The sequence below is a fragment of the Echinicola jeungdonensis genome (assembly GCF_030409905.1).
Lineage (GTDB): Bacteria > Bacteroidota > Bacteroidia > Cytophagales > Cyclobacteriaceae > Echinicola > Echinicola jeungdonensis.
This window is the reverse complement of the sequence record NZ_JAUFQT010000001.1, coordinates 771,671-798,608: the sequence shown is the minus strand read 5'-3', so window position 1 is coordinate 798,608 and position 26,938 is coordinate 771,671. Positions and strand designations below refer to the sequence as shown.

The following is a 26,938-nucleotide window of genomic DNA, read 5'->3' as shown; positions in this document are numbered from 1 at the left end:
TCCGGGGTTTTTATGGATTGCCTCCATCAAATTTGTCCAACCGGCAGAAAAGCGAATCTACAGGTATAAAAATTAATTTTTCCCCAAATTGGCATCGATGCTCAATTTTCCCGGGCCAGCCAAGAAAGAGCCTATAGCCAATACCATGACAGCAAAAGGAAATTCTATTCCATCAGGGTTGAAGAAACCTGAATGCACAATTAAAATGGCCACAAGCATATTGATAGCCAAGGCTCCTGCCCAAACTCTAGTTAAAAAACCTAAGATCAGAAATATTCCACCAAGAAATTCGACAAAACATGAGATATAAGCCAAAAATACAGGGATGCCTAATTCGCCATTCATCCAGCCCACGGTTCCTTCCAGTCCAAATCCTCCATACCAGCCTAAGACTTTTTGGGCTCCATGGGCAAAAAAGATAACCCCTAAAGCTAACCTAAAAATTAAAGCTAGGGTTGACAGATTGAGTAAAATGGATTGATTAAATATTAATTTTTTCATGGTTTAATGGTTTTTGTTTAGAAAATGGAAAATATTGATAGATGTGCAAAAGCTTTATTTCATAATAAGTTGGGAACTTTCCAGAGTTTCTTAAGTAAAATCCGTAATTAACTTTGGTAAAAGTTAGTTCTGCTTATTAATGTAATCAATTTTTTCGTATTTTCCGGGTTTTGTTAGGGTAATTCAAGTTTATTCAAGGAAAGTTGGATAAAAGGGGAGGGGTATAAAAAAAATCCCTTGAAAGTTATTCATTCAAGGGATTTTAGTAAGGGGAATTTTTTTTAATTAATCTAGGCGGACAATATCAGCGCCCAGGGCATTTAGCCTTTGGTCAATATATTGATAACCTCGGTCAATTTGCTCCACATTATCAATTATTGAAGAACCTTTTGCAGATAAAGCCGCGATAAGCAGGGAAACTCCAGCTCTGATATCTGGGGATGTCATCCTGATACCTTTCAGGGGGTATTTTCTGTCCAGACCAATCACTGTTGCACGGTGAGGGTCACAAAGGATGATTTGAGCTCCCATGTCGATCAATTTATCTACAAAGAACAAGCGGCTTTCGAACATCTTTTGGTGGACCAGGACAGTACCTTTTGCCTGAATGGCAGTTACCAAAACAATACTTAAAAGGTCAGGAGTAAAGCCAGGCCAAATGGCATCCGCTACGGTGAGGATGGATCCATCGATGAAAGTTTCAATTTCATAATGCTTTTGGGAAGGGATAAATATATCATCACCTCTAATCTCCAGTTTTATTCCTAGCCTTTTGAAGGTTTCCGGAATCAAGCCTAAGCGGTCAACCTTGGCATTTTTAATGGTGATTTCGGATTGGGTCATAGCAGCCAGACCAATGAAGGATCCGATTTCAATCATGTCGGGAAGCAGGGTGTGCTCTGTGCCTTTGAGTTCTTTAACCCCTTCAATGTGGAGTAAATTGGAGCCTACGCCGTTGATTTTAGCGCCCATCCTGTTCAGCATTTCACACAATTGCTGGATATAGGGTTCGCAGGCGGCATTGTAAATGGTAGTTTTTCCCTGGGCCATGGAGGCAGCCATAATAATATTGGCAGTACCGGTTACAGAAGCTTCCTCAAGGAGCATATAGGTTCCCTTGAGTTGATGCCCATCGATATTATATATTTCCTGTTGATGGTCATAGTGGAATTTAGCACCTAGTTTTTGGAAACCTACAAAGTGGGTGTCCAACCTTCTTCGTCCGATTTTATCCCCTCCTGGTTTGGAAATTTTTCCCTGACCAAACCTGGCCAGCAATGGGCCAAGCAACATGACCGACCCCCTGAGTGTCGAGGCCTTTTTTAAGAATTTTTCGGAATCCAAATAGGATAGGTCTACTTTGGAGGCATTAAAAGAAAAGCTTTCCGGACCTATCTTGTCAGTTTGTACCCCCATATCAGCAAGCAGCTCGATGAGCTTATTGACATCCCTGATATTGGGGATTTTGTGGATTGTTACAGTTTCACTTGTTAAAAGTACGGCGCAAAGAATTTGAAGGGCCTCATTTTTGGCCCCTTGAGGGGTGATTTCGCCTTTTAGTTTTAATCCCCCAGTTACTCGGAATGAAGACATTTAGTTTCTGCGTTTTTTGTAGTTGCCCCCGTTATTTCTTCTTTTGCTTCTTCTGCCGGAATTGTTTTGGTCACTATCCTGGGAACCATTTTTAAAATCCCTGCGCATATTGGTTTCAAAAAGTGCATTTTCTTTTACCTTTTCCAGGTCAATGTGCAGTTTCCCCTTGCTTAGGGTTTTAATGTCATCTATGATGATTCCATCGTCAAAATTTTCCCTGTTCCATGTGGAGTGGAAACTTCTCATCAATTGACCAATGTAGATAATAGCAGCTTCCTGTTCCTCGTCATTTTCGATTTCAATAGCCCTTTCGATCAGCTTTTCGATATTCCTGCCGTAATGTTTGAATTTAACCTCTCCTTCCGGGTAACCTACAGGTTGGGGTTTTTTACCTAGCAATTCTTTTTCAGGCATAGGAAAGGGAGCATTTACATCCAGCTGAAAATCTGACATGATGTACAGGTCGTCCCAAAGTTTTTGGTCGTTTTCAGCCTTTAGATGAGGGTTAAGCTGCTTCATCAGCTCCACAAGGGTAAATGCGTATTCTGTACGTTTGGTCTTATCAGGAACGGTAGTGATGTAGGTCACTAGTTTCTGAATGTTTTTGCCGTATTCTTTCAAGATCAATGATTGTTTATGCTTATCGTTATCTATCATACTTTGCTCCTTTTTGGTTATAAGTTACAAAAAATATGTCACTCTTAGGGAGCAAGATTGTTGGAATCCAGATACTTGGGTTTGGCTCAACAAGGAGCGATTTTTTTTGATTCCTTCAATGGGTTTTTATTCAACAATACGAAGCTTTGCAAAGCTAAGTAATAAAGTCTTATCTCCAAAATCCTTAAATCCTATGGTGGCTTTTTTATTGCTCCCTTCTATTTCCACTTTCAGCACTTTTCCATATCCGAATTTAGGGTGTTCAACCTGCATACCTTCTGCCAGGTTATTGGTGTTGGAAGGTTTGAAGTCAGGGCTTGGGGTATGGATTTTAGCAGTTTTTGCCCGAGTCGCAGGTCTCTTTAAGCCGATAAATCCGGTTTTACCTTCTCTACCATTGGTTTGGTCCCGGAAGGTACTCGCCAACTGGGATCCTTTTCTTTTATTTACCCTTATGCAACTTGGGTCCACTTCTTCCAAAAAGCGGCTGGGTTCACAATTAAGTAAACGTCCAAAACGGTAACGGGTAAGGGCATAGCTTAAGTATAATTTTTCCATGGCCCGGGTGGTTGCCACATAGAAAAGACGCCGTTCCTCTTCCAGGTCTTCCCTGCTTTGCATCATCATTTGGGAAGGGAAAAGATCTTCTTCCATTCCCACAACAAATACTTGTTTGAATTCCAAACCTTTTGAAGAGTGGATGGTCATTAAGGTTACGGCATCTGTGTCATCCTTATCCCTGTCATTGTCCGTGAGGAGGGCGATTTCCTGAAGAAATGCGCCAAGGCTTTTGTCTTCATTTTCCGTGTTGTCCACAAATTCTTTGATGGCATTGAGCAGTTCCTGGACATTTTCATACCGGTTGAGCCCTTCAATGGTTTTGTCCTCATAAAGTTCTCGAAGCAAACCGGATTGTTTGGCAATGGTGGAGGCAGCTTCGTAACCATCCTTCCTCTCGGTTTCCATCTGGAAACTTTTGATCATGGTGGTAAAATCACTTATCGAGTTTGCTGCCCTTCCGGAAAGGAAGCTGGAGGCATTATTGAGAACTTCCCAAAGCGGGATATCGTGCTCGTAGGCGGCTACCAGGATCTTTTCTACACTGCTCGCTCCTACCCCTCTTTTTGGGTAATTGATAATACGTTTGAAAGCTTCCTCATCATCCTGGTTGACTACAAATCGCATGTAGGACATCAAATCCTTTATTTCCTTTCTTTGGTAGAAGGAAAGGCCTCCCACGATTTTATAAGTGATGTTCATCTTCCGTAAGGCTTCCTCTATGGCCCTGGATTGGGAATTGGTCCTATAAAGGACTGCAAAATCACTGTTGTTAAGCTTTTTGTTATTTCTTTCTTCAAAAATGGCTGAGGCTACCATTCTCCCTTCTTCATTATCGGAAGTAGACTTAATTAATTCAACCAAGTCTCCGTGGTCATTATGTGTCCAAACGATTTTTTTAAGCTGGGCTTTATTTTTTTCGATAATTGAATTAGCTGCCTCTACAATGGTTTTGGTGGAGCGGTAGTTTTGTTCCAGTTTTACTACAAACAGGTCCGGATAATCTTTTTCAAAATTGAGGATGTTTTGAATGTCGGCTCCACGGAAGGCGTATATACTCTGGGCATCATCCCCCACCACGCAAATGTTTTGGTGGACAGCTGCCAGTTTTTTGGTAATCAGGTATTGGGAAAGATTGGTGTCCTGAAACTCATCCACCAAAACATACCTGAACTTTTGTTGATATTTGTTCAAAACATCCACATGATCCCGGAATAGGACATTGGTATTGAAAAGCAAATCATCAAAGTCCATGGCCGAAGACTTAAAAAGTCTTTTTTGGTATGCCCGGTATATTTCCCCCATTTTGGGTTTAAGGGCAGCTTCATCATCGGCTTTGATATAAGGATCATTGATGTAATTTTCCCATGAAATCAACCTGTTTTTTGCACCGGATATTCTAGATAACACCGTGTTGGGCTTATAGATTTTGTCATCCAGCCTCATTTCCTTGACAATTGTTTTGATCAGGGATTTGCTGTCATCGGTATCGTAAATGGTGAAATTGGAGGGATAGCCCAGCTTTTCTGATTCCACCCTTAAGATTTTTGCAAAAACAGAATGGAAGGTTCCCATCCAGGTATTTCTTGCTTCCAGGCCAATCAACTGCTCTATCCTGCCCCTCATTTCATTGGCTGCCTTATTGGTGAAAGTCAGTGATAATATTTGAAAGGGGTCTACTTTTTTTGCATGGATCAGATGGGCAATTCGATAGGTCAAAACCCTGGTTTTTCCTGATCCAGCACCCGCGATGATCATTAGCGGACCTTCTGTATGCTCTACTGCTTCCCTTTGAGGTGGGTTTAAACCTTTAAGATAATCCATTATAACCTCCTAACTACATTAACCTCCATTGAACCCGTAATAAGGCATAAGAGTTTCTATTGTGGCTCGAAACTGATTTTAATTCAACCACTTCGTTGGTGTTTTGACTTCCCTTTCCGCAGTTGCAGATGTTTCGGTCTCCAAAAAACTTGGTTTTTTTCACTTTCAACCCTCTATTAGAAACCCTAAGGCGAAATCCGGGTTGAACCCTCAAAGTTAAATTGAAAAACCCGAAGATATTAATAATCAGGGACTATTTTTCCACCTGTTGTGGGACCAGAGGTAAAGCGGGGGCTCCTCTTTGATATTTTGTTCGACCAACTGAATGAACCGGTCAGTAATTGAATGGTCTTTTTCTGAGAATGGGGGTTGGCCTAGGGGGTAAAGTGTATATTCATAATAACCTCTTTTGGGCTTGTGGACCTTGGAAAAGAACAGTGAAAGGCCAAATCTTTTTGCCAGCTTTTCCGGACCTTCAAAAAAGGAAGTCTTCTTGTTCATAAAAGGGGTCCAGTATCGCGTTTCCTGACGGCTGGGTCTTTGGTCCGCTGCTAACCCAATGAGTCTTGGAGTTTTTCTGTGTTTAAGGAAATGTCTTTGGAAATTTGCCCTTTCGACCAGGTAGCCACCAAAGCGTTTTCGAATTATTCGCATTAGTTTTTCAAAAAAGGGATTGTTCACCTTGAGGTAAACCGTCTCCACCCGGGGATCTACCGCCACTTTAAAAGCCAGAGGTAAGGCCTCCCAGTTGAAAAAATGTGCAGATAAACCCAATACGATTTCCCCATTATTCAATTTTTTAATTGTTTCTTCTCCATTTTTGATGACGAACCTTTTTTGATTTTTTCCTCCTTTAGGGTGAGGAGCTTTATGGTCTCGGCAAAGGAGTCGGTAAAATTCCTATAAAATTGTTTTTTATTTTTTTTCTTTCCTTGGGAGTTTTCTCCGGAAAGGCTTGGATTAAGTTTCTTTCAATCACTCCTTTACGATATCCAACCAAGTAATAGGCAAAGAAATAAAGGAGGTCCGAAAGAAGGTATAAGCACCAAAAAGGCAGGTAGGAAATGAGCCGAAATGCGAACATTAATAAATGGGTTACGTTATTATCGTCCTGTTAAACTAAAGGAAAGAAGTGGCTTTGGTGTTTCAAAATAAATGAAATCAGGTGACTTTCTTTCAAAAAATTAGTGATAAATTAAGTCAATGATTATTTTTGAAACTTATGTCTGAGGTACAAAAGAAAAAATATACCGATCCAGAGAAAAACAGCATATTTGATAATGAGTTTATGCCTCATATAGACTCAATGTACAATTTTGCCTTCAGGCTGACTTTTGATGAGGATGATGCCAAGGACTTGGTTCAGGATACTTATCTAAAAGCCTATCGTTTTATCAACTCCTTCGAGCAGGGAACCAATGCCAAAGCCTGGCTTTTCAGGATCCTTAAAAACAGTTTCATCAATGAATACCGAAAGAAGAGCAAGCAGCCTTCTAAAGTTGATTATCAAGAAGTTGAAACTTATTACAACTCAGAAAATGTTGACTACAATATCACCTCGGATTTGAGGGTGGATGCAGTCAAAGATATGTTGGGAGATGAGATCTCCAATGCCCTGAATAGTTTGGCTGTGGATTTTAGAACGGTAATCATTCTTTGTGATCTGGAAGGCTTCACTTATGAAGAAATGGCAAAGATCCTGGATATCCCCATCGGGACGGTTCGTTCAAGATTGCACCGGGCACGGAACTTATTAAAAGATAAGCTGCGTTCCTATGCTAAGAATATGGGGTATGATACTGAGGAAGAGTAAAATTATCTTGGAAAGTGAACAAAAAAATTATGGATAAAAATACTGATTCATCCGGAGAAAGAAAGCTCAAGTGTGGAGATGTTAGCAAATGTTTCCAACTGTTGGAAAGTATTTTGGACGGAGAGGATAGGGAAAGCTCAAAAGAAATTTTGAAGGAAAAGCTTTCCAAGTGCCAACCCTGTTTTGAACACTATCATTTGGAACAGGCCATAAGGGAAGTACTAAAAAATAAATGTACCAAGCAATCTGTCCCGAATGAACTGGCTGCCAGTATCCGTCAGAAAATAGAAGATATCAAATAAGCAAAAAAATCACTATGCCCGAAGGAAAAGCTTTTATCTTTTCGGCGCCGTCCGGTTCCGGTAAAACCACTATCGTCAAACATCTTTTAAACACCCGCTCTGACCTTGGATTTTCTATTTCTGCTTGTACCAGAGATAAAAGAGGTCGAGAGGAGGAAAATGGAAAAGATTATTATTTTTTGACCCCTGAGGATTTCAAAAGAAAGATCGATGAAGATGCCTTTGTAGAATGGGAAGAAGTTTATGAGGGTAACTTTTATGGTACCCTTAAATCCGAAATCCAAAGAATTTGGGACAGTGGAAAGCATGTGATATTTGATGTTGATGTGAAAGGAGGCTTAAACCTGAAAAATTATTTTGGAGATAAAGCGCTGGCAGTTTTTGTGAAAGTCCCCTCCATTAATACCCTTTCTGAGCGATTGAAGGATAGGGGGACTGAATCCGAGCAAAGCCTCTCCCGCAGGCTTTACAAGGCAAAATTTGAAATGTCTTTTGAAAATAAATTTGATGTTACCCTGGTCAATGACAATATGGAAAAATCATTTGAGCAGGCTGGCAAATTGGTCAATGACTTTATTACAAAATAAAGAAAATTGAAAGTAGGTCTTTTTTTGGTTCATTTAATCCTATCCACATGGGGCACCTGGTCATTGCAAATATCATGCAGGACAGGACAGATTTGGATGAGGTTTGGTTTATCGTTTCTCCCCAAAATCCCTTTAAAAAAAGGAAATCCCTCCTTCATGAGTTCGACCGGTTGAAAATGGTGGAATTGGCTATTGAGGATCATTTTCAATTCAGGGCTATGGATATTGAGTTTCATATGCCTAAGCCCAGTTATACCGTAGATACATTAACCTACTTAACTGACAAATATCCCCAACATGAATTCAAGTTGATTATAGGGGGGGATAATCTGACCCATTTCCATAAGTGGAAAAATTGCGATCAAATTCTGGAGAATTATGGCCTATATGTTTACCCAAGGCCAGGGGAATCAAAAAAAATAGAACATGAAAATGTCTGCTATGTAGATGCCCCGTTAATCGATATATCTGCGACATTTATCCGGAATTCTATCCAAAATGGTTATTCAGTTAAATACCTGCTCCCCTCACTAGTGGAAGATTATATCAAGGGAAAAAAGTTTTATGCTTATTAATGAGGGTGAAGTTTACTCCGATTTTTTTAAGTGAAATAACCTACCAATATCTTAAAATTTCATCCAATTAGATTTTTTTAAATTAAACCCTTAAGGAAAAAACAGGTTGGATATTTTGAATTTGAAAAAAATGAAATTATATTACGCCTAGTAAGGTTTAAATAAATGGAAAAGAATTGACAGCTCATGGCTGTCCGTTCTTTGTTTCTGTAGCTTCTTAGGAAGCTTTTTTTATGCCTAATATTTTTCTCTTAATAAACATGAAACCCTCGAAAGAATCTTTAAGTACGATGGGGAATGATTTTTTATCCGAATAGGAATTTCCTTTTTAATAGGGGTTTCTCCTATTTAACTTACCCTCCTTTATCCATTCTTGTCAGTAAAGAAGAAGAAAACTTAAGTTTTGTTAAAATGAAAGGGGCTTGTCATCTCCGGTTTTAATGGACTTTAGTATGGCTTTAAGCATTATTAGGTCTGGACCCGACTGAGTTGGGTAAAAAAAAATCCGGATCAGCAGACCCGGATTTAGCAATAACTTAAACAGTCATGATATCAACTTCTTTTTTGCTGTATAGGTCATCTATTTTACTGGAATATTTATCGGTCAATTTTTGAACAACCTCCTCAGCCCTTTTGATTTCGTCTTCAGAAACACCTTCTTTTTGTAGTTTTTTCAAGGAATCATTGGTGTCTTTTCTGACATTCCTTATACTGATTTTGCCATTTTCACATTCCATTTTTGCTTGTTTGACCAGGCTTTTTCTTCTTTCTTCGGTTAATGGGGGAATGGTCAATATCACAATCTCGCCATTGTTTTGTGGAGCAAGACCCAAATCAGAATTGATGATGGCTTTTTCGATTTCACCGATCAAGTTTTTTTCCCAGGGTTTGATGGCCAAGGTTCTCGCATCAGGGGTGTTTATAGAAGCGACCTGTTGTATAGGGGTAGGAGCACCGTAATAGTTTACCATGATTCCATCCAATATATTTGGCATGGCTTTGCCTGCCCTGATCTTTAATAACTCACTGGCCGTGTGGTCCACGGATTTTTGCATGAGTTCTTTGGCTTCATCGAGTTCTAGCTGTATCTCTTCCATTTTTGTCTGTAATATTGCTTAATTTGAAGTTATTAATGTTCCGACATCCTCTCCTAAGATAAGGTTTTGTAAGTTTCCTATTTTGTTCATATCGAACACAATAATAGGAAGGTTGTTTTCCTGGCAAAGGGTAAAGGCAGTCATGTCCATTACGTTAAGGTTCTTTTCATATACTTCCTGGAAGGAAATATTGGTGTATCTTTCTGCCGATTGGTCTTTTTCTGGGTCAGCGGTATAAACTCCGTCAACACGGGTTCCTTTAAGAACGACTTCAGCCTCGGTTTCAATAGCCCTAAGGCTAGCGGTGGAATCTGTGGTAAAATAAGGATTTCCGATCCCTGCCCCAAAAATGACAATTCTGCCTTTTTCCAAGTGTCTGATTGCCCTTCTTCTAATAAATGGTTCACATACACTTTCTATTTTGATCCCAGACATCAGCCGGGTGTACATTCCATTTTGTTCCAAAGAGCTTTGAAGGGCCATTGCATTGATCAAGGTGGCGAGCATGCCCATGTAATCTCCCTGGACCCGATCGATTCCCACTTTTTCTCCTTGAACTCCCCTAAAAATATTTCCTCCCCCAATAACTATGGCAATTTCTACGCCCAAGTCCTTTACTTTCTTGATTTCCTGGGTGTATTGCTTGAGCTTTTCGGAGTCAATACCATAGCCATTTGGCCCCATTAATGCTTCCCCACTAAGTTTTAGCAGAATTCTTTTATACTTCATAATTTGATGATCGGTTTCCAGCGTGCCTCTATTGTTATTTTTCTTGATATGATAAACTCGACAAATATAAATTCTTGTATTCAGAAAAATAAATTTCAAAATCTAAAATTGAATCAATACCTTGTTTTTTTCTACACTGTCTCCATTCTTTACCATAATCTTTTTTACCTCCCCGTCCCCTGGGGATTTGATGATGTTTTCCATTTTCATGGCTTCCAGGATAAGTAAAGGATCACCTTTCTTAACCTTGTCACCTTCTTTGACCCTGATTTCAAAAATTAAACCTGGCATGGGGGCAATTATGTTTTTTACTTGAGGGCCTGTTTTATTGTTCATTCCAAGGCGTTCCAACAATAGGTCAAATCTATCTTTTACATGAAGTTCGGTTACCTTGCCATTGAGTTTAATGGTGAATTTTTTTGCAGTTTCATCTACCTTAAGGAGTTCGACATTATAGGATTTGTGCTTGTATATGAGATGGTATTTGCTATTACCGATCGACTGGAGGTCCCAGTTAATGGGTTGGCCTTCAACCTTAAAAAAATCTTTATCTTTCTCGACCCTAAAGGCTTTTCGCTGTATGGAAACTGAATACATTTGAGTAATTTTAGCATTAATATAGAAAATTTATTTGGAAGAGACTTTTATGAAAATCAATTTCCCTAGCTTATCCTTATTGCCCATTATTTTAGTGCTTGCCTGTACCACGCAAAAAAAGTTGCTGGAACCAAACCCAGAGCTTGTTAAAAAACAATCTCAAATAGCAGTTCCTGTCCCCATTCCAATAGGGCCAACCTTAATGGAAAAAAAAGAGGCTGCCATAGCCAAATATAAAGGGAGCCATGAAAGAAAATTTGATTTATTACACACTTCCTTGGAATTGAAACTGGATCATTCAAAACAATTGGTCCATGGAAAAGCCCAGCTAAAGCTAAAACCTTATTTTTATCCCCAGGATATATTGGAACTGGATGCCCAAGATTTTGAAATCCACCAATTGGCTTTGGTGGAAGCAGGGGAAAAGAAAGCATTAGCCAGTAGGTATAATGGACAAAAAATTAGTGTCTACCTTCCCCAAACTTATCAGGAGCAAGATACTTTGGAACTTTTCATTAAATATACCGCAAATCCGGAGGCAGTGGCCGAAGGTGAAAATAAATTATTTGCAGACACTAAAGGGCTGTATTTTATTAATCCTCTCGAAAAAGGTGGAAAACCTGTTCAAGTGTGGACTCAGGGAGAGACTGTGCACAATTCCAAGTGGTTTCCTACCATTGATGCCCCTAATGAAAGGGCAACTCATGATTTAAAGATAACTGTTCAAGACCGCTTTTCTACCATTAGTAATGGGACGTTGGTCAAACAAGAAAAAAATTCAGATGGTACAAGGACAGATCATTGGGAAATGAACCTTCCCCACGCCCCATATTTGGTAGCTTTTGCTCTAGGGGAATTTACGAAACTGGATGATCAGTGGAGAGGGGTTCCATTGCATTATTATGTGGAGGAAGCTTATAAGGAAGGTGCTTCAAGGGTATTTGCGCATACACCAGAAATGATGACGTTTTTTTCTGAAAAGTTAGGAGTCCCATTCCCCTGGCCCAAATATGACCAGGTGGTAGTTAGGGATTTTGTGGCAGGAGCTATGGAAAACACTACCGTTTCGATTTTTATGGAAGGACTTAACCTTGACAAAAGAGCTGCAATTGATAGTGAATGGGATGGAATCATAGCCCATGAATTGTTTCATCAATGGTTTGGTAATTATGTGACGACAGAATCTTGGGCCCATTTGCCGCTTAATGAAGCATTTGCCAACTACAGCGAATATCTATGGTATGAATATAAAGAGGGAAGGGCTGCGGCCGACCTGCATCATATTGGAGAAATGGAAAGTTATTTTGAGGAAGCAAAGGAAAAACAAGTGGACCTGATTCGGTATGATTATAAGGACGGGGAGGACATGTTTGATAATCACTCTTATGCCAAGGGGGGCAGAGTATTGCATATGCTCAGAAAATATTTGGGCGATGAAGCTTTTTTGGGGGGCTTCATCACTATTTAGAAAAGAATAAAATGAGCAGCGTGGAAATTCACGATCTGAGATTGGCCATGGAAGAGGTTACAGGAAAAGATCTGAATTGGTTTTTTAACCAGTGGTTTTTGGCCTCGGGCCACCCTATATTAGAAATTGAATTTGATCAGAGTGTTCCTGAAAATATACTATTGACGGTCAGACAATCGCAAAACCTTGAAACCACTCCTTTATACCAGCTTCCTTTTAAGGTAAGCTGGTATGTGGATAGCGTTCGAAAAGAAAAGACTTTTTGGTTGGATAAGGGGCAGCAACAATTTGCACTTGAAAATGGGGAACCTGTTGACCTGGTTTTGTTCGATGAGGAAAAAATCCTGTTGACTGAAAAAAGGACTAACTATGGAGAAGAAAAGTGGATAAAACAGTATTATCTTTCTGATTTTGGGGTGTCCCGGTATGAAGCGCTGGATAGTTTGATAAACCAGGGAAAAGTTCCTTGGGAGCTGTATAATAAAGCATTAGAAGATGACTTTTGGTCACTCAGGGAATTGGCGCTGCTACAGCTATCGCAGGAAAGTAACTGGGAGATTGGATTGGAAGATGAAATCCTTCAATTGGCAGAAAATGATCCTGTTAACCATGTGCGGGCTTCGGCGATTGAGGCGCTTTCAAGACAGGGAAGCCGTTTGTATCATGAAAATTTATTGAGGTGGGCACAGGATTCTTCCTATTATGTTGCAGGTGCAGCTCTTCAGGCATATATGGAGGATAAATCTGCTCCTAAAAGAAAGGAGGTAGCAGAAAGGTTTAGCGGGTTGGATAACTTCAGGATAGTAATTCCTCTAATTGACTATTATACCGAAGAGGCCATTCCTGGGAAGGGCCCTTGGCTTCACGAAAAGTTTAATAAAATTTCTGGGAGGATTTTATATTATTTGCTGGGCTACTATGGAGATTATTTTGTGAGGATGCCGGAAGAGGGGAGGGACAAGGCTATCAGCAACCTGGTAACCATAGCTAAGCAACATGTAGTAAGTTATGTTAGGTTGGCTGCATTTCAGGCTTTGTTTGGGTTTATTGAGGTGGAGGGCGTGTTGGAGGAGATAGAGAAAATCAGGGAGCAGGAAACCGATCCGGATATCCAAAGGGAGCAATCCTACTATTTGTCCCCTTTTCAAGTGAAAAATTAATCCTCTGAGTACGAAAACCTTACTAAAAAAGGTGTAAAAAAGTTTAGAAATTTTTGTTCAGGATTTTGAATGTTTCAGAAAAGGGTATAATTTTGCCATCCGTTAAGACAAACAAAAACAACGAAAAAAAGAACAAAAGGTTCTTTTAAGAAATCTTGAAAAACTGAAGTAAACTGGGGGAATACCAAAGCGGCCAACTGGGACGGACTGTAAATCCGTTGACTTATGTCTTCACAGGTTCGAATCCTGTTTCCCCCACGCTTTAATATTTCACAGATTTCACTAAATTTGTGAAATGAAATCCTCAAGATCATCTTTTCTCAGAGGGTGGTTTTCAAAGGAGGGGATGTCATTAGACATACTTCGGTAAGATTTTAGTATGTAAGATTGCTCAAATTTGAATTAAAATCAATAAGAGTATCTACTTTGAGAATGTTTTGGTTTAAGCTAAAACGTTCCTTTTAGCGTAGCAAATATATAGTAATAGAGTATAAGCGGGAGTAGCTCAGTTGGTAGAGCGGCAGCCTTCCAAGCTGCAGGTCGCGGGTTCGAGCCTCGTCTCCCGCTCTATGCTATTTAAGGCATAGTGAAAATGTTATCAGCCGACGTAGCTCAGGGGTAGAGTGCTTCCTTGGTAAGGAAGAGGTCACGGGTTCAAATCCCGTCGTTGGCTCAGAGACATTAGCATAATTTAACTAATTCATATCATTAACTAAACAGAGGATTTTCACGCATGGCAAAAGCAACCTTTGACCGTTCCAAACCGCACGTAAATATCGGTACTATTGGTCACGTCGATCACGGTAAGACTACCTTGACTGCTGCTATTACAACTGTACTGGCCAGAAAGGGTTTTGCTGAATTAAGAGATTTCTCTTCTATCGATAACGCCCCAGAAGAGAAAGAAAGAGGTATCACTATCAACACTTCTCACGTAGAATATCAAACAGATAGCAGACACTATGCTCACGTTGACTGTCCTGGTCACGCGGATTACGTGAAAAACATGGTAACTGGTGCTGCTCAGATGGACGGTGCTATTCTAGTAGTTGCTGCCACTGACGGTCCAATGCCTCAAACAAGAGAACACATCCTTCTTGCTCGTCAGGTAGGTGTGCCTGCATTGGTAGTTTTCTTGAACAAAGTGGATTTGGTAGATGATCCTGAACTACTTGAGCTGGTAGAAATGGAAGTAAGAGAATTGCTTTCTTTCTATGACTTTGACGGAGATAATATTCCTGTAATTTCCGGTTCTGCTCTTGGCGCCCTTAACGGCGAAGAGAAGTGGGAAGAAAAAGTGATGGAATTGATGGAAGCTGTAGATAACTACATCCCACTTCCTGAGCGTCTTGTTGACAAAGATTTCTTGATGCCTGTTGAGGACGTATTCTCTATTACTGGTCGTGGTACTGTAGCTACTGGTAGGGTTGAAAGAGGTGTTATCAACTCTGGTGATCCTGTAGATATCATCGGTATGGGTGCTGAAAACCTGAAATCAACTGTTACCGGTGTGGAAATGTTCCGTAAAATCTTGGACAGAGGTGAAGCTGGAGATAACGTAGGTCTTTTGTTGAGAGGTATTGAAAAGACTCAAATCAAAAGAGGTATGATTATCTGTAAGCCAGGTTCTGTAACTCCTCACGCTCTTTTCAAAGCTGAGGTTTATATCCTGTCTAAAGAAGAAGGTGGACGTCACACTCCTTTCTTCAACAGATATCGTCCTCAGTTCTACTTGAGAACAACTGACGTAACTGGAGAAATCAAACTCCCTGAAAACGTTGAAATGGTAATGCCAGGTGATAACGTAACTATGGAAGTTTCCTTGATCAACCCTGTAGCCCTTGAAAAAGGCCTTCGTTTCGCCATCAGAGAAGGTGGTAGAACTGTAGGGGCAGGTCAGGTAACTGAAATTCTTGATTAATCTAATCAAGAAATATAAAATTCGAATGCGATTCTGAAATTTTCAGAATCGCATTTGTTTCTTTATAGAAAAATAGGTATTTTTGCGTTCCTTTTGAAGGTATAAATACACGGGCATAGTTCAATGGCAGAATAGCGGTCTCCAAAACCGTTGATGGGAGTTCGAATCTCTCTGCCCGTGCAAAAGAAAAATCAAAACCATGAATGTAAAGAATTTCGTTGTCGAGTCAATTGACGAAATGAAGAATAAGGTGACATGGCCTAAATATTCTTCACTGCAAAGCAGTGCAGTACTGGTTCTTGTGGCCTCATTGATCTTTGCCATAGTGATTGGCGTGATTGATTTGAGCTTTGAGAATGTCATGTCATGGTTTTATGATTTGTTTTAATAGAATCTAAGATTACTGATGGCAGAGCACAAGTGGTATGTACTCAGAGTGGTTGCTGGGCAAGAAAAAAAGGCCAAGTCTTATCTTGATAATGAGATTGCACGGCAAAAACTAGAGGAATATATTCCCGAGGTTTTAATCCCCTCTGAAAAAGTATATGAAATGCGCAATGGCAAAAAGCGTGTTAGGGAAAGAAACTTTTTCCCTGGTTATGTTTTGGTCAATGCGGATTTGTCCCATGGCGAAGCCAATCACGTAATTACAAGTATCCCGGGTGTAATCGGTTTCTTAGGTGCAAGCTCAGGGGGAGCTTCCAAAACCCCTGAACCATTACGACAATCTGAAGTCAACCGTATATTAGGACGAGTTGAAGGGATTGATGAGTTTGCTGAGAAATTGGATACGCCATTTATAGTCGGAGAGAGCGTTAAAGTAATGGACGGTCCCTTCAGTGGTTTCTCGGGAACAATAGAAGAGGTGTTTGAAGACAAGAAGAAACTTAATGTTATGGTTAAGATCTTTGGTCGAAATACACCTGTCGAATTAAACTTTATGCAAGTAGAAAAACAAGACTAGGAAATGGCGAAGGAAATTACTGGTTATCTGAAATTACAGGTTAAAGGTGGCCAGGCGAATCCATCTCCTCCAGTTGGTCCGGCCCTTGGTGCCAAGGGTTTGAACATCATGGAGTTCTGTAAGCAATATAATGCTAGGACTCAGGACAAAATGGGTCAGGTTCTGCCTGTTCTTGTAACGATTTATTCGGACAAGTCATTTGATTTTGTAGTAAAAACTCCTCCTGCAGCTAATTTGTTGGTAGAGGCGGCAAAATTAAAGGGAGGTTCTCCAGAACCTAACAGAAAGAAAGTTGGCTCAGTAACCTGGGATCAAGTGAAAGAAATTGCTGAGGTGAAAATGCCTGACTTAAATGCTTTTAAAGTAGAATCAGCAATGAAAATGGTTGCAGGTACTGCAAGAAGTATGGGAATCACAGTTTCAGGAAAAGCTCCTTGGGAGGAATAAAAAAAATATAATGGCTAAGTTAACAAAAAAGCAAAAAGAAGCTCTTTCTAAGTACGACCCAAGCCAGCAGTACTCCCTAGCTGATGCTTCTTCTATTGTTAAGGAAATCACAACTTCTAAGTTTGATGCTTCCGTTGATCTGGATGTTCGATTGGGTGTAGACCCTCGTAAAGCAGATCAAATGGTAAGAGGTGTCGTTGCCTTGCCGCATGGCACAGGTAAAGAAGTAAAAGTATTGGTACTGTGTACTCCTGATAAAGAAGAAGAAGCCAAGGAAGCTGGAGCGGATTATGTTGGCTTAGATGACTATATTGCTAAGATAGAAGGTGGATGGACAGATGTTGATGTCATCATCACCATGCCTAATGTAATGGCAAAGGTTGGTAGATTAGGTAGAGTATTAGGCCCTAGAGGTTTGATGCCTAATCCAAAATCCGGCACCGTTACCCTAGAAGTAGGGAAAGCGGTAAAAGAAGTGAAAACCGGTAAGATTGATTTTAAAGTAGATAAATTTGGTATCGTACACGCTAGTGTAGGTAAAGTTTCCTTTGACCCTTCTAAAATTGAAGACAATGTAAAGGAACTAATTCAGACCATTTCTAAGTTAAAACCATCATCTTCCAAAGGGACATACTTCAAAAGTATTCATTTGTCTAGCACAATGTCTCCTGGTATTGCAATCGATAAGGGGAGTATTCAAGGTATATAATTATGACTAGAGAGGAAAAAAAAGAAATAATCGAAAGTCTTACCGAGAAGTTTAAAGAAACTCCGCATTTCTATATTACAGATGCATCAGGTTTCACTGTAGCTCAGGTAAATGCTTTCAGGAGAATTTGTTTTGAGCAAGGGATTGAATATAGAGTTTATAAAAATACTTTCATCGAAAAGGCTTTGGATAACTTAGAAGCTGATTTTTCTGAACTTTATGAAACCACTTTGAAGGGCTTTTCAGGAGTTATTTTTGCTCCCGAAACGGCTAACCTTCCTGCAAAAGTTCTTAAAGACTTTAAGAAAAAATCAGGGTTCAAGGAGCAAAGACCAGCTTTAAAAGCGGCTTGTATTGATCAAAGTGATCTATATATAGGTGCTGAGCACTTAGAAACTCTTGCGAAACTTAAATCTCGTGAAGAACTTATTGGAGAGGTTATCGGCTTACTTCAATCTCCAGCCAAAAATGTTATTTCCGCTCTTCAGGGTGGTCAAGACACTTTGGCAGGATTAGTCAAAACATTATCCGAAAGAGAAGGATAATAATCAATTAATCAATTTAGTTAAAAAAAATAATTCAATTTAAATAAATAATACAATGGCAGATCTTAAAGCATTCGCTGAGCAGTTAGTTAACTTGACTGTTAAAGAGGTTAGTGAATTAGCCGAAATATTGAAGGACGAGTATGGTATTGAACCTGCTGCTGCAGCTGCTCCAGTGATGGTAGCTGGTGGTGGCGGCGAAGGTGCCGCAGAAGAAGAAAAAACTTCTTTTGATGTGATCTTGAAAGCTGCTGGCGGACAAAAATTGGCCGTAGTTAAGCTTGTTAAAGAATTGACTGGTCTTGGTCTTAAGGATGCTAAAGAAGTAGTTGACGGAGCTCCTAAGGCTATCAAAGAAGGAATCGCAAAAGACGAAGCTGAAGCACTTAAGAAGCAACTTGAGGAAGCTGGTGCTGAAGTAGAACTTAAATAATTTGGATAACCTAATCTATTAGGTATAGGTTATTGCTTAGACCTGACTTTTAAGTCAGGTCTTTTCCTGTTTGTGCGCAGCTATAAAATTGCACTATTCTAATCGGCAATTGCCGTATTTGGTTATTAATTATCACTATAAATTTATACTGCCTTGGCTATCCAGAATCAAACCGAAAGGAAAAGTTTCTCATCTATTAAGATAGTCAAAGACTATCCGGATTTCCTTGATATTCAATTGCAATCTTTCAAAGACTTTTTCCAATTGGATACCCCCGCTGAAAAGAGGAGACAGGATGGGCTTTTCAAGGTGTTTTCAGAAAATTTCCCTATCAGTGACTCCAGGGAAAATTTCACCCTTGAATTTATTGACTATGCAGTGGATCCTCCAAAATACAGTGTTGGCGAATGTATTGACAGGGGACTAACTTATTCTGTACCCCTGAAAGCTAAACTTCGCTTGCTATGCTCGGATGAGGACAATGAGGATTTCGAGACGATTGAGCAGGAAGTGTTTTTGGGAAATCTACCTTATATGACCGAAAAAGGTTCCTTTGTGATCAATGGAGCTGAAAGGGTTATTGTTTCCCAGCTGCACAGGTCTCCGGGTGTGTTTTTTGCCCAAAGTAAGCATACCAATGGTACCAAATTGTACTCTGCCAGAATTATTCCTTTCAAGGGTTCTTGGATAGAGTTTGCTACCGATATTAATAATGTCATGTATGCTTACATTGACAGGAAAAAGAAATTCCCTGTTACAACTCTGCTCAGGGCAATAGGGTATGGGTCTGATAAAGAAATATTGGACCTGTTTGGACTTTCTGAAGAGGTTGAATCCAAAAAGGATAAACTTAAAAAGGTAGTAGGTAGAAAATTAGCTGCCCGTGTTTTGAGAACTTGGGTGGAAGATTTTGTGGATGAGGATACTGGAGAGGTGGTTTCCATTGACCGTAATGAGGTATTACTGGAAAGAGACTCCATCCTTTCTGAGGAGGATATTGACTTGATCATGGATTCAGGTGCCAAGAGCATTATTCTCCATAGAGAAGATGTGAATATCTCCGATTATTCTATCATTTACAATACCCTACAAAAAGATAATTCTAACTCAGAAAAAGAAGCTGTTGAGGTTATTTACCGTCAGCTTAGGAATACTGAAGCCCCTGACGAAGCCACTGCCAGGGAGGTAATTCACGGCCTGTTCTTTTCAGATAAAAGATATGATCTTGGTGAAGTCGGTCGATACAGAATCAATAAAAAGCTAGGTCTTGATATTGATAGGGATAAAATCGTACTTACCACTGAGGATATTATTAACATTGTTAAATACCTGATCGGGTTGATCAACTCCAAAGCTGTAGTGGATGATATTGACCACTTGAGCAATAGGAGGGTAAGAACCGTTGGGGAACAATTATATAGCCAGTTTGGTGTTGGTCTTGCACGTATGGCCAGAACCATCCGGGAAAGAATGAATGTAAGGGACAATGAGGATTTCAAACCTGTTGACCTGATTAATGCAAGGACTTTGTCCTCTGTAATCAATTCCTTCTTTGGAACCAACCAGCTATCCCAGTTCATGGACCAAACCAACCCATTGGCCGAACTTACCCATAAGCGTAGGTTGTCTGCTTTGGGGCCTGGTGGTCTTTCCAGAGAAAGAGCTGGTTTCGAAGTTCGGGACGTTCACTATACTCACTATGGTCGTCTTTGTACTATTGAGACTCCGGAAGGTCCGAACATTGGATTGATTTCTTCACTTTGTGTTCACGCTAAGGTAAATTCCATGGGATTCCTGGAAACCCCTTACAGAAAAGTGAAAGAAGGCAAAGTAGGAATGAAACATGACGACATTGTATTCCTTACTGCTGAAGAAGAAGACAACAATAACATTGCACAGGCAAATGCCCCATTGAAAGGAGATGGTGCATTTGTAAACGATCGTGTGAAAGCTAGATATGAAGGTGACTTTCCTGTATTGGATCCTACCGAAATCAGCTACATGGACGTTGCACCTAACCAAATTGTATCAGTAGCAGCTTCATTGATTCCATTCTTGGAGCATGATGATGCCAACCGTGCCTTGATGGGATCCAACATGCAGCGTCAAGCTGTTCCATTGTTGAAAGCCGAATCTCCAATTGTAGGTACAGGTTTGGAAGCCAAAGCAGCAGTGGACTCAAGGTCTCTGATAATTGCTGAGGCTGATGGTGTAATTGACTTTGTGGACGCCAAGAAAATTGTCATCAAATACGATTTGACAGACGATGAGTTATTGGTTAACTTCAATGATGAATATAAGACTTATGACCTGATTAAGTTCAGAAGAACTAACCAGGACACTACGATTAACCTGACGCCACTTGTTCTAAAAGGTCAAAGAGTGACCAAAGGCCAGGTATTGGTGGAAGGTTATTCAACCAATCAAGGTGAACTTGCCTTGGGTAAGAACCTTAAAGTTGCTTATATGCCTTGGCAAGGGTATAACTTTGAGGATGCGATCGTAATTTCTGAAAGAGTTGTAAGAGAAGATATCTTTACTTCTATCCATATCGAGGAATTCCAGCTGGAGGTAAGGGATACTAAACGAGGTGAAGAAGAGCTTACTTCAGAAATCCCAAATGTCTCCGAAGAAGCAGTTAAAAACCTGGATGAGAATGGTATTATCCGTATAGGTGCTGAATTGAAAGAAGGAGATATCATTATTGGTAAAATCACGCCAAAAGGAGAAACTGATCCGACCCCTGAAGAAAAGCTTTTGAGAGCGATCTTTGGAGATAAAGCCGGTGATGTTAAGGATGCATCCATGAAAGCCTCTCCTTCATTAAATGGTGTGGTAATCGAAACCAAACTGTTCTCCAGACCTAAAAAGGATAAGGAATTAAGAACGAAGGCTAAAGCCGAAGTTGAAAAGCTGAAGCAAAGCTACACCAAAGAATTGCTTGGTGTAAGAGCCAAGATGATCAGAAAGTTGCTTTCTCTACTTGAAGGAAAAACTTCTCAAGGTGTGAAACACAAATTTGGTGATGAGATTATCAGCAAAGGTGTGAAGTTCAATGCTCAAAATATTGAAAACAACCTATTTCCTGCCAAAAATCCATACAGGGATGAAAGCAACTATAATGTTCCTGAGGAAGCCAATTTGATTTCAGATATCATTCTGGATGATTGGACTGATGATGAACATACCAACAGTTTGATCCAACAGTTGGTAAAAAACTATACTAATACCAGAAATGAAATTTCAGGTAGATTTAAGAGAGATAAATTCACCATGGAGGTGGGTGATGAACTCCCTGCAGGTATAGTTCAACTTGCCAAGGTTTATGTTGCTAAGAAGCGTAAACTGAAAGTGGGTGATAAAATGGCCGGCCGTCACGGAAACAAAGGTATTGTAGCCAAAATTGTTCGTGATGAGGACATGCCGTTCTTGGAAGACGGAACCCCAATGGATATAGTATTGAACCCACTGGGTGTACCATCCAGGATGAACATTGGACAGATCTTTGAAACTGTATTAGCTTGGGCAGGACATAAACTTGGTAAGAAGTATGCTACCCCGATTTTCGATGGAGCTAGTACTGAGGAAGTGGCCGCTGAATTGGATGAAGCGGGATTGCCATCCTTCGGAAGGACCCACTTGTTTGATGGCCTTACTGGTAAGAAGTTTGACCAACCGGTAACCGTAGGTATTGCCTATATGTTGAAACTGGGTCACTTGGTTGATGACAAAATGCACGCCAGATCCATTGGTCCATACTCTTTGATTACGCAACAACCATTGGGTGGTAAAGCCCAGTTTGGTGGTCAGCGATTTGGAGAGATGGAGGTTTGGGCATTGGAAGCATTCGGTGCTTCCCACGTGCTTCAAGAAATACTTACTGTGAAGTCAGATGATGTGATAGGCAGGGCCAAAGCGTACGAGGCCATTGTCAAAGGTGAAAACCTGCCTAAACCAAATATTCCTGAATCATTCAATGTATTGGTTCATGAATTAAGAGGTTTGGCACTTGAAATCACACTTGACTAAAAAAGAATATATTGGGCCGAAAGGCCCTTCACATACTCACAATACAAATTATGGCGTTCAGAAAAAATAAAAAACTAAACAACGACTTTTCCAGAGTCACTATTAGTTTGGCTTCTCCGGAATCCATCCTGGATAGCTCTCATGGTGAGGTGACGCAGCCGGAAACTATCAATTACAGAACCTACAAGCCTGAAATGGGCGGATTGTTCTGTGAGCGTATTTTCGGCCCTGTCAAAGACTGGGAATGTCATTGTGGTAAATATAAGCGCATAAGATATAAAGGTATCATTTGTGACAGATGTGGGGTAGAGGTGACTGAAAAGAAAGTGCGTAGGGAAAGAATGGGCCATATTGAGCTTGTTGTTCCTGTAGCGCATATCTGGTATTTCAAATCCCTGCCAAACAAAATTGGTTACTTGTTAGGCCTTCCTACCAAGAAACTGGATCAAATTGTATACTACGAAAGATACGCTGTTATCAATCCTGGTATCAAAGCGGAAGATGGTCTGCAATACCTGGACTTTTTGACAGAGGATGAGTATTTGGACATCATGGACAAACTTCCAAAAGAAAACCAAATGCTCGATGACGATGACCCTAATAAGTTCATCGCTAAAATGGGTGCTGAGGCTATAGAAATGTTGTTGGCAAGATTGGAACTTGACGAGCTTTCTTACAGCCTTCGTCACCAAGCTGCAACCGATACATCTCAGCAACGTAAAGCTGAAGCTTTAAAGCGACTGAAAGTCGTTGAGGCATTCAGAGATGCAAGAACAAGGATTGAAAACCGTCCGGAATGGATGGTCATCAGAATGGTTCCTGTAATTCCGCCAGAACTGAGACCTTTGGTTCCTTTGGATGGGGGGCGATTTGCAACATCTGACCTTAATGATCTTTATAGAAGGGTTATCATCAGAAATAACCGTCTTAAAAGATTGATTGATATTAAAGCTCCTGAAGTAATTCTTCGAAATGAAAAGAGGATGCTCCAGGAAGCTGTGGATTCCTTGTTTGACAACTCCAGGAAGGTAAATGCTGTTAGGTCCGATGGTAATAGAGCCTTAAAGTCACTTTCTGATATGTTGAAAGGTAAGCAAGGGCGTTTCCGTCAAAACCTACTTGGTAAGCGTGTGGATTATTCAGGCCGTTCTGTAATTGTGGTAGGTCCTGAATTGAAGCTTCATGAGTGTGGTTTGCCAAAAAATATGGCCGCTGAGCTTTTCAAACCTTTTATTATCAGGAAACTGATTGAAAGAGGTATTGTTAAAACCGTGAAGTCTGCCAAGAAGATTGTGGACCGTAAAGACCCTGTAGTATGGGATATCCTTGAAAATGTATTGAAAGGACACCCTGTACTTCTTAACCGGGCTCCAACCCTTCACAGGTTGGGTATCCAAGCATTCCAACCAAAACTGATAGAAGGAAAAGCTATCCAGCTTCACCCATTAGTGTGTACAGCCTTTAACGCTGATTTTGATGGTGACCAAATGGCCGTTCACGTGCCATTGGGCCATGAAGCTATCTTGGAAGCTTCCACTTTGATGCTTTCCTCCCACAATATCCTTAACCCTGCCAATGGTGCTCCTATTACCGTACCATCCCAGGATATGGTATTGGGACTTTACTATGTTACCAAAGGCAAAAAATCAACTACAGAAGAAGTTGTACCTGGAGAAGGAATGACATTCTATGGTGAGGAAGATGTTGTGATTGCCTTGAATGAAGGCAGAATTTCCCAACATGCCCATATCAAGTGTAAGGTTAAAGTCCGGGAAGAAGACGGCTCTCTGGTAGACAAGATCGTAGAAACCGTAGCCGGAAGACTCATCTTCAACCAGTTTGTCCCTGAAGAAGTGGGATATGTCAATGAATTATTGACCAAGAAAAGATTACAGCAAATTATTGCTGAGGTTGTTAAAATCTGTGGTATAGCAAAAAGTGCCAAGTTCTTGGATGATATCAAGCATCTTGGGTTCCAAATGGCTTACCAAGGTGGACTTTCTATGGGGCTTAACGATGTTATTATTCCAGAACAAAAGGACCCATTAATCACTAAAGCGAAAGAAGAAGTAGATCAGGTATGGAACAACTACCTGATGGGGCTGATCACTGATAATGAAAGATATAACCAGGTAATTGATATCTGGACTAGAACCAACTCCAATCTGACAAATATCCTTATGAAGCAGATGGAGGAGGATAAACAAGGTTTTAATGCCATCTATATGATGATGCACTCTGGGGCCAGGGGTTCTAGAGAGCAGATCCGTCAGTTGGGTGGTATGAGAGGTCTGATGGCCAAGCCGCAGAAAAACCTTCAGGGTTCTGTTGGAGAAATTATCGAAAACCCAATTCTATCCAACTTTAAAGAAGGGTTGGATGTATTGGAATACTTTATCTCCACCCACGGTGCCAGGAAAGGTCTTGCAGATACTGCCCTTAAGACGGCTGATGCCGGGTATTTGACCAGAAGGTTGGTGGATGTAGCCCAAGATGTAATCGTGACCGAAGAAGATTGTGGTACTTTGAGAGGTTTGGTTGTTCAAGCATTGAAGGACAATGATGAAATTGTAGAACCACTTTCTGAAAGAATTGTCGGTAGGGTTTCCGTTCATGACGTAATTGACCCGGTAACGGAAGAAGTTATCATCAATTCCGGTGAAGAAATCACTGATGAACTGGCCAAGAAGGTAGATGAATCTTCTCTTGAGGAAGTAGAAATCAGGTCAGTATTAACTTGTGAATCAAGAAGAGGTGTATGTACCAAATGTTATGGACGTAACCTGACTACAGGAAGCATTGTTCAAAGTGGTGAATCTGTAGGTGTTATTGCTGCCCAGTCCATTGGTGAACCTGGTACCCAGCTTACCTTGAGGACTTTCCACGTAGGGGGTACAGCATCTAATATCTCCGTTGAAGCAAGTATCAATGCTAAGTTTGATGGTGTAGTTGAATTCGATGAAGAATTAAGATGGATTCAGACCACTAATAAAGAAGGAGATGATGTAGCTGTCGTTATGGGTAGATCCGGAGAAATCAAAATCAATGATTCCAAATCCGGCAAAACTTTGGTAGCTAACCATGTTCCTTATGGTGCCATCCTAAACGTAAAAGATGGACAAAAAATCAATAAAGGTGATTCCCTGTGTACTTGGGACCCTTACAATGCGGTTATTTTGTCTGAGTTTGATGGAGAGGTTTCCTTTGAATCCATTATCGAAGGGGTTACTTATAAAGAGGTAGCCGATGATCAGACTGGATATAAAGAAAAGGTAATTATCGATACCAAAGATAAAACCAAAAACCCTGCTGTAGTAGTGAATTATGGAGGGGAAACCAAATCATATAATATTCCAGTAGGTGCCCACCTTGCAGTTGAAGAGGGGGATAAAGTGAAATCCGGTCAGATTTTAGTTAAAATCCCTCGTTCGGTAGGAAAAACCCGGGATATTACTGGGGGGCTTCCAAGGGTAACTGAATTGTTTGAAGCCAGGAACCCATCTAACCCAGCAGTAGTATCTGAAATTGATGGGGTAGTTACATATGGTGGAATCAAGAGAGGTAATCGTGAAATTTTCATTGAATCCAAAGATGGAGTGAAGAAACGTTACATGGTATCTCTTTCCAAGCACATTCTTGTTCAGGAAAATGACTTTATCCGTGCAGGTGAGGCATTGTCTGATGGTGCTATTACGCCAAATGATATACTATCCATCAAGGGGCCAACAGCAGTTCAGGAATACTTGGTAAATGAAATTCAGGAAGTTTACCGACTTCAAGGGGTGAAAATCAACGATAAGCACATCGAGGTGATCGTTAGCCAGATGATGCAAAAAGTTGAAATCCTTGATGCCGGGGATACAGGCTTCCTTCAAGGACAGGTAGTTGACAAGTGGGCTTTCCGTGCGGAAAATGATAATATCTTGGATAAAAAGGTCGTAATGGATCCGGGAGATTCCTCCACCTTGAAAGCAGGTATGATCATTACCGTTAGAAGGTTAAGAGATGAAAACTCCAGCCTGAAGCGTAAAGATATGAAACTTGTACAAGTGAGGGATGCTGAAACAGCCGTTTCCAAACCTACCCTTCAGGGTATTACGGCCTCTTCTTTGGGTACTGAAAGCTTTATTTCTGCAGCTTCTTTCCAGGAGACTACCAAAGTGCTCAGTGAGGCAGCCATCCGAGGTAAACGAGATGAGCTATTGGGTCTGAAGGAAAATGTGATTGTGGGTCATTTGATCCCAGCTGGTACTGGTCAGCGTCGATTTAATCATATTATTGTAGGTTCTCAAGAAGAGTATGAGAAATTGACTACTTCAGATAAAGAAAAAGCCAGCCGCAAATCTAAAGAAGCGGTGAAATAATAAGACTATAATCAAATCCGTAAAAGGCCTGTAGTAAATGCAGGCCTTTTTTAATCTCCTCAAAA

23 protein-coding genes and 4 tRNA genes are annotated in these 26,938 nt (G+C 40.5%); 19 read left to right on the top strand and 8 right to left on the bottom strand.

Annotated elements, in window-relative coordinates:
* Positions 1-72: 72 nt before the first annotated feature.
* From QWY93_RS03480 to QWY93_RS03460, 5 genes are all read right to left on the bottom strand, one after another.
* The gene (locus QWY93_RS03480) at positions 73-501 is read right to left on the bottom strand and encodes a DoxX family protein (protein ID WP_290246797.1); all 429 of its coding nucleotides are present in this window, start codon (positions 499-501) and stop codon (positions 73-75) included.
* Positions 502-786: 285 nt separating this feature from the next.
* Positions 787-2,094 carry a UDP-N-acetylglucosamine 1-carboxyvinyltransferase gene (gene murA / locus QWY93_RS03475; protein WP_290246796.1) on the bottom strand — a complete coding sequence of 436 codons (1,308 nt, stop codon included), beginning with the start codon at positions 2,092-2,094 and terminating at the stop codon, positions 787-789.
* Complete coding sequence (locus QWY93_RS03470) at positions 2,095-2,751, bottom strand: DUF4290 domain-containing protein (RefSeq protein ID WP_290246795.1); 657 nt, start codon at positions 2,749-2,751, stop codon at positions 2,095-2,097.
* A gap of 126 nt (positions 2,752-2,877) precedes the next feature.
* Positions 2,878-5,133, bottom strand: a complete 2,256-nt coding sequence (locus QWY93_RS03465; protein WP_290246794.1) for an ATP-dependent helicase — start codon at positions 5,131-5,133, stop codon at positions 2,878-2,880.
* A gap of 246 nt (positions 5,134-5,379) precedes the next feature.
* Complete coding sequence (locus QWY93_RS03460; protein WP_290246793.1) at positions 5,380-5,928, bottom strand: lysophospholipid acyltransferase family protein; 549 nt, start codon at positions 5,926-5,928, stop codon at positions 5,380-5,382.
* Between the two features lie 427 nt (positions 5,929-6,355).
* Between QWY93_RS03460 and QWY93_RS03455 the strand changes: the two genes are divergently transcribed.
* From QWY93_RS03455 to nadD, 4 genes are read left to right on the top strand one after another with little or no spacing between them, the layout of a single operon-like run.
* Positions 6,356-6,946, top strand: coding sequence for a sigma-70 family RNA polymerase sigma factor (locus QWY93_RS03455; RefSeq protein ID WP_290246792.1), 591 nt, complete (start codon positions 6,356-6,358; stop codon positions 6,944-6,946).
* Between the two features lie 29 nt (positions 6,947-6,975).
* Positions 6,976-7,248 (top strand): anti-sigma factor, encoded by a 273-nt coding sequence (locus tag QWY93_RS03450; RefSeq protein WP_290246791.1) that lies wholly within the window; start codon positions 6,976-6,978, stop codon positions 7,246-7,248.
* Positions 7,249-7,262: 14 nt separating this feature from the next.
* A complete protein-coding gene (gmk, locus tag QWY93_RS03445; RefSeq protein WP_290246789.1) occupies positions 7,263-7,835 on the top strand; it encodes a guanylate kinase in 573 nt (190 codons plus the stop codon).
* A 5-nt stretch (positions 7,836-7,840) separates the two neighbouring features.
* Entirely contained in the window at positions 7,841-8,410 is a 570-nt protein-coding gene (gene nadD, locus QWY93_RS03440) for a nicotinate (nicotinamide) nucleotide adenylyltransferase (RefSeq protein WP_290248811.1), read from the top strand.
* A gap of 536 nt (positions 8,411-8,946) precedes the next feature.
* Here the strand turns inward: nadD and frr are convergent.
* From frr to QWY93_RS03425, 3 genes are all read right to left on the bottom strand, one after another.
* The gene (frr, locus tag QWY93_RS03435) at positions 8,947-9,507 is read right to left on the bottom strand and encodes a ribosome recycling factor (RefSeq protein ID WP_290246788.1); all 561 of its coding nucleotides are present in this window, start codon (positions 9,505-9,507) and stop codon (positions 8,947-8,949) included.
* A gap of 18 nt (positions 9,508-9,525) precedes the next feature.
* Positions 9,526-10,236, bottom strand: a complete 711-nt coding sequence (gene pyrH / locus QWY93_RS03430) for a UMP kinase (protein WP_290246787.1) — start codon at positions 10,234-10,236, stop codon at positions 9,526-9,528.
* A 102-nt stretch (positions 10,237-10,338) separates the two neighbouring features.
* Complete coding sequence (locus QWY93_RS03425; RefSeq protein WP_290246786.1) at positions 10,339-10,833, bottom strand: acyl-CoA carboxylase biotin carboxyl carrier protein subunit; 495 nt, start codon at positions 10,831-10,833, stop codon at positions 10,339-10,341.
* A 34-nt stretch (positions 10,834-10,867) separates the two neighbouring features.
* Here QWY93_RS03425 and QWY93_RS03420 point away from each other — a divergent pair, with 34 nt between their 5' ends.
* The 15 genes from QWY93_RS03420 (at position 10,868) to rpoC (ending at position 26,873) form a co-directional block, all read left to right on the top strand.
* Positions 10,868-12,301, top strand: a complete 1,434-nt coding sequence (locus QWY93_RS03420) for a M1 family metallopeptidase (protein WP_290246785.1) — start codon at positions 10,868-10,870, stop codon at positions 12,299-12,301.
* An 11-nt stretch (positions 12,302-12,312) separates the two neighbouring features.
* The gene (locus QWY93_RS03415) at positions 12,313-13,461 is read left to right on the top strand and encodes a M1 aminopeptidase family protein (RefSeq protein WP_290246784.1); all 1,149 of its coding nucleotides are present in this window, start codon (positions 12,313-12,315) and stop codon (positions 13,459-13,461) included.
* A gap of 175 nt (positions 13,462-13,636) precedes the next feature.
* Positions 13,637-13,719, top strand: a tRNA-Tyr gene (locus QWY93_RS03410).
* Positions 13,720-13,955: 236 nt separating this feature from the next.
* Positions 13,956-14,028 (top strand) — tRNA-Gly (locus tag QWY93_RS03405).
* Between the two features lie 34 nt (positions 14,029-14,062).
* Positions 14,063-14,134 (top strand) — tRNA-Thr (locus QWY93_RS03400).
* A gap of 60 nt (positions 14,135-14,194) precedes the next feature.
* Entirely contained in the window at positions 14,195-15,382 is a 1,188-nt protein-coding gene (tuf, locus tag QWY93_RS03395) for an elongation factor Tu (protein ID WP_290246783.1), read from the top strand.
* Positions 15,383-15,491: 109 nt separating this feature from the next.
* Positions 15,492-15,562, top strand: a tRNA-Trp gene (locus QWY93_RS03390).
* A gap of 19 nt (positions 15,563-15,581) precedes the next feature.
* Positions 15,582-15,770, top strand: coding sequence for a preprotein translocase subunit SecE (gene secE, locus QWY93_RS03385; protein ID WP_290246782.1), 189 nt, complete (start codon positions 15,582-15,584; stop codon positions 15,768-15,770).
* 18 nt (positions 15,771-15,788) lie between these two features.
* Entirely contained in the window at positions 15,789-16,346 is a 558-nt protein-coding gene (gene nusG / locus QWY93_RS03380) for a transcription termination/antitermination protein NusG (protein ID WP_290246781.1), read from the top strand.
* Positions 16,347-16,349: 3 nt separating this feature from the next.
* Positions 16,350-16,793, top strand: coding sequence for a 50S ribosomal protein L11 (gene rplK / locus QWY93_RS03375; RefSeq protein WP_290246780.1), 444 nt, complete (start codon positions 16,350-16,352; stop codon positions 16,791-16,793).
* A 10-nt stretch (positions 16,794-16,803) separates the two neighbouring features.
* Positions 16,804-17,502 carry a 50S ribosomal protein L1 gene (rplA, locus tag QWY93_RS03370; protein ID WP_290246779.1) on the top strand — a complete coding sequence of 233 codons (699 nt, stop codon included), beginning with the start codon at positions 16,804-16,806 and terminating at the stop codon, positions 17,500-17,502.
* 2 nt (positions 17,503-17,504) lie between these two features.
* Positions 17,505-18,047 carry a 50S ribosomal protein L10 gene (rplJ, locus tag QWY93_RS03365; protein WP_290246778.1) on the top strand — a complete coding sequence of 181 codons (543 nt, stop codon included), beginning with the start codon at positions 17,505-17,507 and terminating at the stop codon, positions 18,045-18,047.
* Positions 18,048-18,102: 55 nt separating this feature from the next.
* A complete protein-coding gene (gene rplL / locus QWY93_RS03360; protein ID WP_290246777.1) occupies positions 18,103-18,480 on the top strand; it encodes a 50S ribosomal protein L7/L12 in 378 nt (125 codons plus the stop codon).
* 153 nt (positions 18,481-18,633) lie between these two features.
* Positions 18,634-22,509, top strand: coding sequence for a DNA-directed RNA polymerase subunit beta (rpoB, locus tag QWY93_RS03355; RefSeq protein ID WP_290246776.1), 3,876 nt, complete (start codon positions 18,634-18,636; stop codon positions 22,507-22,509).
* Positions 22,510-22,559: 50 nt separating this feature from the next.
* On the top strand, positions 22,560-26,873 hold the full coding sequence (gene rpoC, locus QWY93_RS03350; RefSeq protein ID WP_290246775.1) for a DNA-directed RNA polymerase subunit beta': 4,314 nt from the start codon (positions 22,560-22,562) through the stop codon (positions 26,871-26,873).
* Positions 26,874-26,938: the final 65 nt, after the last annotated feature.

Excerpts from the sequence above, each read along its gene's own strand:
- QWY93_RS03480 (WP_290246797.1), bottom strand. The coding sequence starts at position 501 with ATGAAAAAATTAATATTTAATCAATCCATTTTACTCAATCTGTCAACC.
- murA (WP_290246796.1), bottom strand. The coding sequence starts at position 2,094 with ATGTCTTCATTCCGAGTAACTGGGGGATTAAAACTAAAAGGCGAAATC.
- QWY93_RS03470 (WP_290246795.1), bottom strand. The coding sequence starts at position 2,751 with ATGATAGATAACGATAAGCATAAACAATCATTGATCTTGAAAGAATAC.
- QWY93_RS03465 (WP_290246794.1), bottom strand. The coding sequence starts at position 5,133 with ATGGATTATCTTAAAGGTTTAAACCCACCTCAAAGGGAAGCAGTAGAG.
- QWY93_RS03455 (WP_290246792.1), top strand. The coding sequence starts at position 6,356 with ATGTCTGAGGTACAAAAGAAAAAATATACCGATCCAGAGAAAAACAGC.
- QWY93_RS03450 (WP_290246791.1), top strand. The coding sequence starts at position 6,976 with ATGGATAAAAATACTGATTCATCCGGAGAAAGAAAGCTCAAGTGTGGA.
- gmk (WP_290246789.1), top strand. The coding sequence starts at position 7,263 with ATGCCCGAAGGAAAAGCTTTTATCTTTTCGGCGCCGTCCGGTTCCGGT.
- frr (WP_290246788.1), bottom strand. The coding sequence starts at position 9,507 with ATGGAAGAGATACAGCTAGAACTCGATGAAGCCAAAGAACTCATGCAA.
- pyrH (WP_290246787.1), bottom strand. The coding sequence starts at position 10,236 with ATGAAGTATAAAAGAATTCTGCTAAAACTTAGTGGGGAAGCATTAATG.
- QWY93_RS03425 (WP_290246786.1), bottom strand. The coding sequence starts at position 10,833 with ATGTATTCAGTTTCCATACAGCGAAAAGCCTTTAGGGTCGAGAAAGAT.
- QWY93_RS03415 (WP_290246784.1), top strand. The coding sequence starts at position 12,313 with ATGAGCAGCGTGGAAATTCACGATCTGAGATTGGCCATGGAAGAGGTT.
- tuf (WP_290246783.1), top strand. The coding sequence starts at position 14,195 with ATGGCAAAAGCAACCTTTGACCGTTCCAAACCGCACGTAAATATCGGT.
- secE (WP_290246782.1), top strand. The coding sequence starts at position 15,582 with ATGAATGTAAAGAATTTCGTTGTCGAGTCAATTGACGAAATGAAGAAT.
- nusG (WP_290246781.1), top strand. The coding sequence starts at position 15,789 with ATGGCAGAGCACAAGTGGTATGTACTCAGAGTGGTTGCTGGGCAAGAA.
- rplK (WP_290246780.1), top strand. The coding sequence starts at position 16,350 with ATGGCGAAGGAAATTACTGGTTATCTGAAATTACAGGTTAAAGGTGGC.
- rplA (WP_290246779.1), top strand. The coding sequence starts at position 16,804 with ATGGCTAAGTTAACAAAAAAGCAAAAAGAAGCTCTTTCTAAGTACGAC.
- rplJ (WP_290246778.1), top strand. The coding sequence starts at position 17,505 with ATGACTAGAGAGGAAAAAAAAGAAATAATCGAAAGTCTTACCGAGAAG.
- rplL (WP_290246777.1), top strand. The coding sequence starts at position 18,103 with ATGGCAGATCTTAAAGCATTCGCTGAGCAGTTAGTTAACTTGACTGTT.
- rpoC (WP_290246775.1), top strand. The coding sequence starts at position 22,560 with ATGGCGTTCAGAAAAAATAAAAAACTAAACAACGACTTTTCCAGAGTC.